This is a genomic window from Bacteroides sp. 1_1_30, assembly GCF_020982715.1.
GTDB classification, from domain to species: Bacteria; Bacteroidota; Bacteroidia; order Bacteroidales; family Bacteroidaceae; genus Bacteroides; species Bacteroides xylanisolvens.
Map to the genome: position 1 here is coordinate 1 of NZ_JAJKHN010000074.1, position 13055 is coordinate 13055.

General features: G+C 39.1%; 7 protein-coding genes. 5 read left to right on the plus strand and 2 right to left on the minus strand.

Annotated elements, in window-relative coordinates:
* Positions 1–316: 316 nt before the first annotated feature.
* From LPH68_RS19520 to LPH68_RS19530, 3 genes are all read left to right on the plus strand, one after another.
* Complete coding sequence (locus LPH68_RS19520) at positions 317–2407, plus strand: beta-galactosidase (protein ID WP_151923801.1); 2091 nt, start codon at positions 317–319, stop codon at positions 2405–2407.
* 62 nt (positions 2408–2469) lie between these two features.
* Positions 2470–3852, plus strand: a complete 1383-nt coding sequence (locus LPH68_RS19525; RefSeq protein ID WP_083444165.1) for a glycoside hydrolase family 28 protein — start codon at positions 2470–2472, stop codon at positions 3850–3852.
* An 88-nt stretch (positions 3853–3940) separates the two neighbouring features.
* Positions 3941–4630 carry an SGNH/GDSL hydrolase family protein gene (locus LPH68_RS19530; protein WP_151921200.1) on the plus strand — a complete coding sequence of 230 codons (690 nt, stop codon included), beginning with the start codon at positions 3941–3943 and terminating at the stop codon, positions 4628–4630.
* A gap of 92 nt (positions 4631–4722) precedes the next feature.
* Here LPH68_RS19530 and LPH68_RS19535 read toward each other — a convergent pair whose 3' ends face one another.
* Together LPH68_RS19535 and LPH68_RS19540 are read right to left on the minus strand one after the other, a co-directional pair.
* The gene (locus LPH68_RS19535; protein ID WP_008642204.1) at positions 4723–6804 is read right to left on the minus strand and encodes a RagB/SusD family nutrient uptake outer membrane protein; all 2082 of its coding nucleotides are present in this window, start codon (positions 6802–6804) and stop codon (positions 4723–4725) included.
* A 24-nt stretch (positions 6805–6828) separates the two neighbouring features.
* Positions 6829–9960, minus strand: a complete 3132-nt coding sequence (locus LPH68_RS19540) for a TonB-dependent receptor (protein ID WP_141408906.1) — start codon at positions 9958–9960, stop codon at positions 6829–6831.
* Between the two features lie 434 nt (positions 9961–10394).
* On the opposite strand from LPH68_RS19540, the gene LPH68_RS19545 reads away from it, so the two are divergent.
* Both LPH68_RS19545 and LPH68_RS19550 read left to right on the plus strand, forming a co-directional pair.
* Complete coding sequence (locus LPH68_RS19545) at positions 10395–11573, plus strand: phage integrase SAM-like domain-containing protein (protein ID WP_008646122.1); 1179 nt, start codon at positions 10395–10397, stop codon at positions 11571–11573.
* A 467-nt stretch (positions 11574–12040) separates the two neighbouring features.
* The gene (locus LPH68_RS19550; RefSeq protein ID WP_192923126.1) at positions 12041–13054 is read left to right on the plus strand and encodes a fimbrillin family protein; all 1014 of its coding nucleotides are present in this window, start codon (positions 12041–12043) and stop codon (positions 13052–13054) included.
* Position 13055: the final 1 nt, after the last annotated feature.

Below are 13055 nucleotides of genomic sequence, written 5' to 3' on the forward strand. Positions count from 1 at the left end.
CCCTTTCAGGGCTTGTGGCTGGTGTGTTTTTTTCGTAGGGCGTTGCCCTACGCTATATAATTAAGCCCTTTCAGGGCGCCCCAATAAATATATAATTGTAAGGCTTTCAGCCTAACCGATAAATTCTCATTACCGGCGTAGCGCCGGAGCAAGGTTTCCATTCGGTATTCCCTGAAAGAGATACAGTTCCCCCCTTTAGGGTATGTCTAAAACGATAACATGCCGAATGGAAACCTTGTTGGGGCGCTACGCCGGTAAATTCCCATTTATAAAACGAATGATAAAGAATAGCTAACATTAATAATCAATTGAATTTATGAAGTATATGATAAAAAGTAAAATGCTGGCAACTTTTTGTGCCGCCTGCCTGCTGACTCTTTCAACTACAGCACAACCCTCTTCTTGGTTTAATGACAAAGATCTGACACTGACAGGCGTCTACTATTATCCTGAACACTGGGATGAAAGCCAGTGGGAACGTGACTTCAAGAAAATGCATGACTTGGGATTTGAATTTACTCATTTTGCCGAGTTTGCCTGGGCGCAGTTGGAGCCGGAAGAAGGGCGTTATGATTTTGCCTGGCTTGACAGAGCGGTAGCTTTAGCTGCCAAATATGATTTAAAAGTTATAATGTGTACGTCTACTGCCACTCCTCCTGTATGGATGAGCCGGAAATATCCTGAAATTCTGTTGAAGAATGAAGATGGAACGGTACTTGACCACGGTGCCCGTCAGCATGCTTCATTTGCTTCTCCTCTTTACAGAGAGTTATCTTATAAGATGATTGAAAAACTGGCGCAGCACTATGGTAACGATCCTCGTGTTATCGGATGGCAACTTGATAACGAGCCTGCCGTACAGTTTGACTATAATCCGAAAGCGGAACTTGCCTTCCGTGATTTTCTTCGTGCCAAATACAATAATGACATTCAACTTTTAAATAATGCCTGGGGAACTGCTTTTTGGAGTGAGGCTTATTCTTCTTTTGATGAAATAACGCTTCCCAAGCGTGTACAGATGTTTATGAATCATCATCAGATTTTGGATTACCGTCGTTTTGCAGCAATGCAAACCAATGATTTTCTGAATGAGCAATGCTTGTTAATCAAGAAATATGCAAAGAACCAATGGGTAACAACCAATTATATACCGAACTATGATGAAGGACATATTGGTGGTAGTCCTGCGTTGGATTTCCAATGCTATACCCGTTACATGGTATATGGAGATAATGAGGGAATCGGTCGTCGGGGCTATCGTGTAGGTAATCCATTGCGTATTGCTTGGGCGAATGATTTTTTCCGTCCGATACAGGGAACGTATGGTGTAATGGAACTGCAACCGGGACAAGTGAACTGGGGCAGTATCAATCCCCAGCCTCTTCCGGGAGCTGTCCGTCTATGGATGTGGAGTGTATTTGCCGGTGGAAGTGATTTTATTTGTACCTACCGCTATCGCCAACCGCTCTATGGTACAGAACAGTATCATTATGGAATAGTAGGAACAGACGGAGTGACTGTTACCCCCGGTGGAAAAGAGTATGAAACTTTTATAAAAGAGATTCGTGAACTTCGTAAGCATTATGCTCCCCGTGAGGCGAAGCCTGCTGATTACCTGGCACGTCGTACAGCTATTCTTTTCAATCCTGAAAACTCTTGGAGCATTGAGCGACAGAAGCAAAACCGGACTTGGGATACTTTTGCGCATATTGAAAAGTATTACCGTACCTTAAAATCATTCGGAGCCCCCGTCGATTTTATATCAGAAGCCAAGAACTTATCTGATTATCCGGTCGTCATTGCGCCGGCTTATCAATTAGCTGATAAAGAACTGGTGGACAAATGGATTTCTTATGTGAAGAATGGCGGAAACCTCATTCTGACTTGTCGTACGGCACAGAAGGATCGTTATGGTCGTCTCCCGGAGGCTCCTTTTGGCTCTATGATTACTCCGCTGACCGGAAATGAAATGAACTTTTATGATTTGCTTCTTCCCGAAGATCCCGGTACTGTTGTTATGAACGGAAAAGAGTATGCCTGGAATACATGGGGAGAGATTCTGAATCCTCCGGCAGATGCACAAGTATGGGCGACATATACCAATGAATTTTACGAAGGAAGCCCCGCTGTGACTTTCCGTAAATTGGGAAAAGGAACGATTACTTATGTCGGAGTGGACAGCCACAACGGAGCATTGGAAAAAGATATATTGAAAAAACTATATGCACAGCTGAATATCCCGGTAATGGATTTGCCTTATGGCGTGACAATGGAATACCGGAATGGCTTGGGAATTGTTTTGAACTATTCAGACCAGCCCTATGCCTTCAACTTGCCGAAAGGAGCCAAAGCATTGATTGGAACTACAAATATTCCTACAGCGGGTGTATTGGTGTTTTCAATGTGACCGGCTATAAATTAATATTCTTATCTTTGATGTGTTTGAAGAATTAAAAATATGATATTGTAATGAAGACTTACTTACTGAAACCGATGGTAGTTGTCTGCCTTTGCTTATTGACAGCTTCCTTTACTTTTGCCGCTGATAATTATAAAATGGTAAAGGTGAAAGCTCCTTTCCCTATGCAACCTATTAAAGTATTTATCTATCCGGACAAAGACTTTTTGATAACAGATTACGGAGCAAAAAACGGAGGTGAAGTAAACAATACAAAAGCAATTGCTGCCGCTATTGAAGCGTGTCATAAATCAGGTGGCGGACGTGTTGTTGTTCCGGCAGGTATATGGTTAACTGGGCCAATTCATTTTAAAAGTAATGTAAATCTTTATTTGGAGGAGAATGCAATTCTGAATTTTACGGATAATCCTTCTGATTATCTTCCGGCAGTGATGACTTCATGGGAAGGTTTGGAATGTTATAATTATTCTCCATTACTCTATGCTTTTGAATGTGAGAATGTGGCAATTACAGGTAAAGGGACTCTTCAGCCGAAGATGGATACTTGGAAAGTATGGTTCAAACGTCCTCAACCTCATTTGGAGGCATTGAAAGAGTTATATACGAAAGCTTCGACCGATGTTCCTGTTATTGAACGTCAAATGGCGGTAGGAGAGAACCACCTTCGTCCGCACTTGATTCATTTCAATCGCTGCAAGAATGTTTTATTGGATGGGTTTAAGATTCGTGAAAGTCCGTTCTGGACCATTCATCTTTATATGTGTGACGGAGGACTGGTACGTAATCTGGATGTAAAAGCACATGGACATAATAATGACGGTATTGATTTCGAAATGAGCCGTAATTTTCTGGTAGAAGATTGTTCTTTCGATCAAGGTGATGATGCAGTAGTGATTAAAGCCGGACGTAATCAAGATGCCTGGCGATTGAATACTCCTTGCGAAAATATTGTTATCCGTAATTGCCAGATTCTTAAAGGACATACTTTGCTTGGTATTGGAAGTGAAATTTCCGGAGGAATACGGAATATTTATATGCATGATTGCACAGCTCCGAATTCAGTAATGCGTCTTTTTTTCGTAAAAACCAATCATCGTAGAGGTGGGTTTATAGAAAACGTTTATATGAAGAATGTACAGGCAGGAATGGCTCAACGTGTACTTGAAATAGATACCGAAGTGCTTTATCAATGGAAAGATTTGGTACCTACTTATGAAGAACGGATTACCCGTATTGATGGCATTTATATGGATAAAGTCACTTGTGAGTCAGCAGATGCTATTTACGAATTGAAAGGAGATGCAAAACTTCCGGTGAAGAATGTAACAATCAAGAATGTGAAGGTAGGGGAAGTGAAGAAGTTCGTGAAGAAAGTGAATAATGTGGAGAATGTAGTAGAGAAGAATGTGACCTATGAAAGGGAGGTAAAATAATCATTTTCTGAAATTGGCAGAAAAAATCGCACTGTCATATTAGCATAATGTAGTATATTAGCGGCAAAATTGAAAACTTTATTCTAGTATGAAGAAATCCTGTTTTTTGCTGCTACTTACTATTTTATGTAGCAGTATAAGTTTTGCCCAAAGCCTGAAATCTATTTCTATTTTAGGCGACTCGTATTCAACGTTTGAAGGATATCTACAACCAGATACGAATAGTATTTGGTATTATGTCTCTCCACGACAACAAACAGATGTGACTTCAGTAAAACAGACGTGGTGGCATAAATTCATTAAAGAGAATAATTACCGCCTTTGTGTCAATAATTCATTTTCGGGTGCAACGATTTGTAATACGGGTTATCGCAATGAAGATTACTCGGATCGTTCTTTTATAACCCGTATGGATCAACTGGGTTGCCCAGATGTGATTTTTATTTTTGGTGCGACTAATGATTGTTGGGCTGGTTCTCCGCTTGGGGAGTATCAGTATGTGGGATGGACTAAAGATGATTTGTATAAATTTCGTCCGGCTATGGCTTATATGCTCGATCACATGATTGATCGCTATCCTAATGTTGAGATCTATTTTCTATTGAATTCCGGTTTAAAGGAAGAGTTTAATGAATCAGTCAGAACTATCTGCAGGCATTATAATATTGATTGCATAGAATTGCATGACATTGACAAAAAGAGTGGGCATCCTTCAATAAAGGGAATGGAGCAGATTAGTGAACAGATTAAAGAGTTCATGGTGAAGAAGACGAAGTGAAAGGAGCATTAAAAAATATTGCCACTTGTTCTTCTTTGGTTAGAAATTCTATTTCAAAGAGTGACAAGTGGCAATAGGATTAGTTGTTTATCTTAATATCCCGGGTTTTGCATTGCTTTCTTTTCCTCATTGCTTAATGCAGAACCATTTGAATTGGTGATGCCGTCCAAGAAGGCTTGGGGGATCGGACGATAGTAATGTTTCTCCGATTTGAATTCGCCAAGACCTCTGCTGGCACCATCGTTGAATTTATGCCAACGGGCGTCTAACGTCTTGGTACGTGCCAGATCTTCCCAGCGTTGCAATTCGCCACAAAGTTCTCTTGTACGTTCATTCAACAGGAAGCACATCATTTTGTCAGCATTGGATGTGCAGCCCAGTTCGTTGTAAATAGGGACATCTACTGTAGAATTATATACATCTGATACACTATTTAATTTCATTGTTGTTTTGGTAGAAGCAGTGGTTTCCTGTTCTATATTGTTTGACTCGTAATAAGTATTCTCTTCCCAGTAAATAGCACCTTCAGAAGAATGACCGCCCCCCTTTCCCGAACAATAAGGATTGTTCTTATAGGCTTGTCCGCCATCTACATTCTTACTACGATCCTCGCCTGCTTTATAACCGGCACGTTCACGTAATTTATTCATCCACTCGATAGCTTTGTCATAGTTGGCTTCCCCCTTACGAATATATGCCTCAGCAACCATTAGTACATCATCTGCCGAACGGGCGATAATAGCATCACGAGTACCGAATTGAGACGCAATAGAAACACGGTAACCATCACGGAACTTAGATAAAGCTACCGAACGCTTGTGTGGTATGATATCGTAATAATTACCTGTTTTTTCATTTACATTCCAACTGTGTTCCTGCCCTTTGAAATAGCGTACATATGTATACGTGTTACACATTTTTCCATCTTTCAAAACAGTATATGCCGGAGCATTGGGATATTTCTCATAGCGGTTGTCTCCCGGGTCATTAACGATGTATTTCATACCGAGTTCACCTCCACTAAAACGTTTGTCACCTTCTTTTACACCTGCCGGAGCGTATGGCATATCTTCTGCTGTCCAGGTAGGAGCGCTTTTGGTTTCGTTGGCTCCATAACAGGTGATGAATGATTTCCAGAAACGAGAGTCATTGACACGGTCAAATACCTGCATGGTATACTCTGTAGCACTTACGTATGAGAATTCACGTCCTCCTGAGATGTCACGTTTACATCCACCTATATCATTGCCTTGATATACGGCCGGATAATAAAGATGCATCTGATTTCCATAGCGTCCCCATGTTGATTCATCATTAGAGAATTGAGCCGCTAGAATCACTTCGCTTACTTTTTCATTGGCTCCGTTTGGCTGTTCATAGTCCCAAAGTTCTACATAATCACTACACAACGGATGTGCATCTACAACTTCCGAACCATATTGAATAACAGCATCGAGGTCGGATGCTACATAATTACTATTCCAATCGCTGTACAATTCAGATGCACGGAATAAATGTGCTTTTGCAAGGAAATGTGCGGCAGCATATTTGTTAATCCGTCCGATTGATTCACCTTTATTGGGAAGTAGTCTGTAGGCTTCTCCAAAATCAGATATAACCTGTATGTATATTTCTTCAGCAGAATTCCGTGTGAAATATGTTTCGGCACTTGTAGACGGAGCTAATTTCAAAGGTACGCCACCAAATTGTTTTACTAATTCAAAATAAGCATAAGCTCTAAGGAAATGTGCTTCTCCTAAACGGGTGTTGTATGTAGGTGAACTCTGATTATAATATTGAGGTAGGTTCTGAATCAATATGTTTGCGGGTTCAACTAGTCCGTAGTAATTATCCCAGATGGGTTGGTTGGCACCATTTTCAGATGAGTTTAAATCCTGGCTATAGTGATTCCATGCAGGAATTACATTGTTAGCATCGGTAAACTCGTCCACTCCCATATTGTAACATTGGATCCCCCATATATAATTGAATTTAAATTTAAGTTTCTGATAGGCGCCAGTTACCAATTCATCAAGACCTTCCTGGGTTTTAAAACGGTCTGTACTATATTGAGTCGTAAGATTTTCATCAAGGAAAGACTCACTGCACGATGTGATCGAGCTTCCTGTTACGCTGGCTATTAAAGCAGCAAATAATATTCTATTTAATTTCATAATGTCTTTACTTTAATTTGTTGATTAGAATCCGATGTTGACACCTATTACAAAACTCTTCAAAGTGGTAGGTGAACCAAATGTCTTGGTATTATTGTCATAGTTTACCAAGTCTGTATCTAAAAAGTCACATGCCTTATAGATATTGAATGGGTTCATGGCTTGAACATATAGCTTCAGATTATTGATACCCAACTTCTTTAATTGTTGCGGGGTAAAATTATAGCCCAATGAAATATTACGTACTTTAATGTACGATCCATCTTGATAGTTCATTGCACTGTTGAAAGCATCGGCTCCTTCGCCGTTGGAGCCGGGTGAATAGTATTTTGCATTTTCATTTGTACCAGCCACCCAATAGTCTACTTTACGTTGCATATAGCGACCGTCGAGCGTTACAGCTCCTTGCGGGACTGTGAATCCCCAGCGTGACAGAATAAAGAAGGAAAGCTCAAAATTCTTATAGCTGAAAGTGTTGCTCCATCCACCTGTCCAGCGTGGACGTGTATGCCCTACAATTTGCTTGTCATCGTTAGCATCTATTGCACCATCATTATTTAAATCTTTTACTTTGATTTGTCCTGGCTTACGTCCGTATTTAGCAGCTTCTTCAGCTTCTTCCGTTTTCCATATTCCATCATATACCCAGTCGTAATAAACACCGATTTCTTCACCGACAAACCATTTGTTATTCACATCTTCAGTTCTGCCGTTAGATAATTCGTCAATTCGGTTTCTATCCATAGACCATGTTAAAGTAGTGCTCCAGGTAAAATCTTTGGTTTGTACTGGTATTGCATTTACTTGCAAATCAATACCATATCCGGATGTTTTACCCACATTGGCATACGTAGAAACATAACCCGTTAATGAAGGGATTGACATTTCTAATAATAAGTCATTGGTTTTTGTTTTGTATGCATCAATACTACCGGTGAGTCGGTTATTAAAGAAGCCATAGTCAATACCGACATTGTATTGTGTAGTTCGTTCCCAGCCTAAGGTTGGATTAGCCATTTTAGCAGGCTCTTTTTGTGAAGGATCGGAAGGTACATAACCTAAAGATGAATCACTTTGTCCCCAGTTATAGTATAAACCGGTGATGGCACCTTTGGTTGCGTATGCTTTGATAGCTGCATTGCCTGTGACACCCATACCTACACGAAGTTTCAACTGATTCAACCAACTGATGTCTTTCATGAAATCTTCTTGATCCATTCTCCATGCAATAGCTGCAGAAGGAAAACTTGCCCATTTGTGCCCTTCGGCTAATTGAGAGGCACCATCCCAACGCATAGATGCCGTTAACAAGTATTTATCTTTGTAACCATAGTTCAGTCGAACCATATAAGATGCCATCTGAGTTTCGGTTAGTCCAGTACCAAAGGAATTCAATGTACCGGCAGATCCCATATTATACCAAAGCTCATCCGACGAGGCTACATTGGTGGCTCTCATATCTCCCATCTCGTAATGATAGGCAGAAGCGGATTGCATCAATGTCATTCCTAGATTATGCTGACCTAGAGTTTTATTGTAATAGATCAGGTTATCCAATGTCCATGCACGCTTTTGTTCGTTCTTATATTGTGCACCGTTGTTACCATCTCCATTGATGCCATCAGCAGCGTTAGCAACTCCTAGAGTGTAAAATTGAAATTCGGGACCAAACTGAAGACGATAGGATAAACCTTCCAGTGGTTTCCAAATTTTTCCGAAATCAATTTGTGAGTACATGCTGGCAGAAGCACGGAAAGTACGGCGTTGATTGGTATTATAGTCTAATTCCCGGATGGGGTTGATGATATTTACGTCACCGCTTGGATAACGGACATATTCCCCATTTTCATCGTAAGGCACAGTCCATGGGATCATGCTTCTTAATGCACTATAGAAGTCACCGGAACCAGTTACGGATTTAGAGAAACTATATCCATAGTCTTGAGTAGAATATGATGCGTTAATTGAAGAACCCATTTTGAACCAATCAACAGGAGTTACGTCAAATGATGTCTTTAATGTATAACGTTCATAGGCTTGTCCTGGTTGTGTTCCTTTTTGATCTAGATAGCCGAATGAAGCATAACCTTGGAATTTGTCCGAACCTCCGGAGGCACTTAAGGTATGTTCGTGGGTGATACCCGTCTGTTTGCCGTGAGATGCCCAGTCGTAGGAGCCGACCTTTGAGGGATCATAATTGCCATTTGACCATGCTTGCTCGATATTCTTCCACGAAGCGCTTACACTGCCGAATGCTGCTTTATCTGCTTCAAAAGTTGGAGTGGCCGAAGCGTAAGAACCCGCATTGTATTTGGCTAGGCGAGCATAATCCAGCCATTCTGTGGCAGACATCATTTCTGTGACATCATGTAATGTTTCAAAAGTAACAGTACCTGAATAGTTCAGGGTTACTTTTCCCTCTTTGCCTTTCTTGGTAGTTACGAGAATTACACCATTGGCACCACGTGAACCATAAATGGCTGTGGCCGAAGCATCTTTCAAAATGTCAATAGCTTCAATGTCGGAAGGATTGATGTTTTCAATACCTCCATTTTGAATTACCATACCATCTACGACATACAGTGGTCCTTGTTCTGCATTAATAGAGCGTTGCCCACGAATGTTAATGTTACCGACTTCTCCGGGACGTTGGCTAGATGTAATATCCACACCTGCTGTTTTGCCCTGCATTCCTTCCAATGCATTTCTTACAGGCATTGCTTTTAATTCTTTTTCTCCTACGCGGGCCATAGCGCCAGTTACATCGCTTTTCTTCTGTACACCGTAGCCCACAACTACTACTTCATCCAGCGTTTCAGTATCTTCTTGAAGAGTTATCTTGAAGTTAGTATTTCCTGCTACGGATACTTCTTGCTTTTTGTATCCTATATAAGTGATAGTGATTGTACCTTTGGTTGGTACATTGGAAAGAGAAAACTTGCCATTTAAATCAGTAATTGTACCATTAGTAGTACCATTAACCAACACACTGGCACCAATAACCGGTTCTCCGGTAAAATCTGTAACCGTACCCGAAATCGTTTTGTTTTGGGCATAGGATTCTACTATTAAAAAGGAGAACAAAGTGAGAAGAAATAGCCGTCGGATAGTATCCTTATAGGCATACAGGTGATTACCTTTTTTGTTGCTTTTCATACTTTAATTATTAAGTTATAAATATTGGTTTATAGATCCTTTATTGTTGATTTATCTTTTTATCCTCTAATGAAGACTCTTTGTTTCTTTTTATATGGATATTCCTGTAACGTAGTACTTTATAGAGGTTTAGTAGTATAATATATTGTGTGATATTTCTATATTTACATAGCATATTTATTATAAAGTTAAACAAAAGTTAGATTCTCTTTTTAAAAGTAATTTTTCACACTCTACCTGTGAAAAAGTGTTGCAAACATAACGACTTAATCAAGATATAGCAATGCAGAATCGTACAAATGCATGGAAAATACCGTCTTTTGCACGATATTCCATGCTGTAGGAGCGATTTTCGATTAGTACCTAATGACTATGAACCTTTTTGTTTCTATTTTATTGTATGGAAAATAGTAATTTATAAACCTAAAAATGATATGGCGAATTTTTCAATTGTAGTTGTTCCAACTAAAAAATTATCAAATGGCAGACATCGAATAAGGATAGCCGTAGCACATCATTCTCAAACCAGATATATATCTACCCAATTTACTTTGGATTCTGCCAATCAACTAAAAAATGGTCGAGTAGTAAGGCATGAGAATGCAGCGAATATGAATGCCTGTCTTCGGAAACTAATCAATGAGTATGAAGAAATTGTTACATCGATCAGCTATTTACCAGCAATTTCATGTACCGAACTTATACGTATAATTACTTATGAACAAAAGAAAAAAGGTATAACCTTTCAAGCTGTTGCAAAAGAATACATGAATTTCATGAAAGGAGAAGAGCGGGAGAAATCTTATAAACTTTATAAGATAGCTTCCGAAAGATTAGTCAAATATATGAAAGGGGATTTTCCTTTAATTCAATTGACACCTATACATATCCAAGGATTTGCCAAAGTTCTTCACGAGGAGAATCTGGCAGATACAACTATCAGAATATATCTGACTTTAATAAAGGTGATAGTAAATTATGCCGGTAAGATGAATTATGTATCTTACTCCATTCATCCTTTTGTCCTCTTTAAGATGCCGACAAGTAATGTGCGGGAACTTGATTTGTCAATAGATGAACTGAAGAGAATACGTGATGTCCGGCTTTTAAAGTCTTCTTTATCCATGGTGAGAGATATTTTTATGCTTACCTATTATTTAGGCGGTATCAACCTGAGAGATTTATTAGCATATGATTTTAAAAATAAGAACGATATGCGTTATGTGCGTCACAAAACACGCAATAGCAAGAAGGGAGAAAATGAAATTGTATTTACTTTGCAGCCTGAAGCAAAAGTGCTTATAGATAAATATATGTCGAGAAATGGGCATTTGCAATTTGGTAAATATTCATCTTATAAACAAATATATAGTTTAGTCTTCCGACATATAAATAAGGTAACAGAACTTTCAGGGGTAAAGAAAAAGGTTACTTACTATTCCGCCCGAAAGACATTTGCACAACACGGATATGATTTAGGCATTCAAATTGAAAAAATAGAATACTGTATCGGACACAGTATGAAAAATAACCGTCCTATCTTTAATTATATTAAGATTATGCAAGAACATGCCGATAAGGTGTTCCGTGCCGTACTTGACCAATTGCTATAGTATAGATAGTTTTTCACTGCTATTTTTATTTCCTTCTTTTACTAATCGATTTCATTCCGATCGCTATCTTTTTTTCGTTCCACTATAGTTATCCGCAAAGTACACTATAGTTACCCTTGCGGATAACTATAGTCAAACGCAAAGATAACTATAGTGGAACGAAGAAAGATTCGCATGCCGGATAACTCATAATAGGCAAAAAAGATATTAATGGTACTAATTGTTCAAATCCTATCCTCAATTGATTGCTGTCTATATGTAGTCGTTTGATTCACAGGTGGTTATGCTAAAAAGAGAATCTAACTTTTGTTTAACTTAACAGATGTACCTAATAGATATGGAAAACAACAAAAAAAATGCTTCATTTATTTCAATTGCTGGTTGGAAAAGAATGCAGCCATTGTCTTTTTTACTTTACGACGATTTTACTAATCAACAAAAATATGTTTAACTTTAAAAAACATGGTATGAAAAAAAACTATGTCACAACTGCTGTTGCCTTACTACTTTTAGCAGGATGTAGCAACGATATTAAAGAAACTGATATTCAGTTTACCGGTGATACGGGAGCGAAAGTTTCTTTTAGTGCAGTAATAAACAATCATGAGGCTAGCAATCTTGTTACAAGAGCTACGGAAACAAACTGGGAGGCAGAAGACTCGGTAGGAATCACTTGTGGTACGGAACAAGTGAATATTCATTACAAATACAAGGGCAATGGTCTTTTTGCAGCAAAAGGAGGAAATGCAGAAGAGATTTGGGTATTAGGTTCCGGAGAGTATGATGTAGTGGCATACGCTCCATTTTCTGGTACATCAGGTGAAGAACAACCTGTATTGGAAGTGACTACAGCCAGTGACAATCAAGCTACAGCAGAAGAACGTGCGAAGATAGATTTTCTTTTTGCCAAAGGGAAGGCTACATCACAAACCCCGAACGTGACATTAGCATTCAATCATGTGATGAGTCGTATTAGATTGGAGTTTCAAGCTGGCGAAGGTGTGGACTTAGCAGATATAACTTGCTATCTTATTGGGCTTAAGAATAATGGTACATTTAATCCTAAAACAGGGGAGACAACAGTCAGTGAAGACCCTGTTACGGACGAAGATGATATATATTGGGATAAAATAGGAGAGCAGGATAATTATACAGTACAAGCTATTTTACTGCCACAGAAGGTGCAAGGCAAAGTAACTATCCAAGCTAGAATGAACGGTTATCTTTATGAAGCCGAGTTTGCTAACTTGACAGAACTGAAATCAGGATTTTCTTATAATTACATCATCAAGACAAATAAATACGAGGACAATAATTATGTGTTGACGATTACAGAACAAACGCAAATAATAGGATGGGAGGATGAAAACCACGATCCTATAACATCCGACCCGAGTATAGCTGAAACTGGAACAGAGATAACCAATCCTAGTTGGAATATTACAGAAGAAACCGTAACTCCACAGCCTGTTGTGAAGTGAT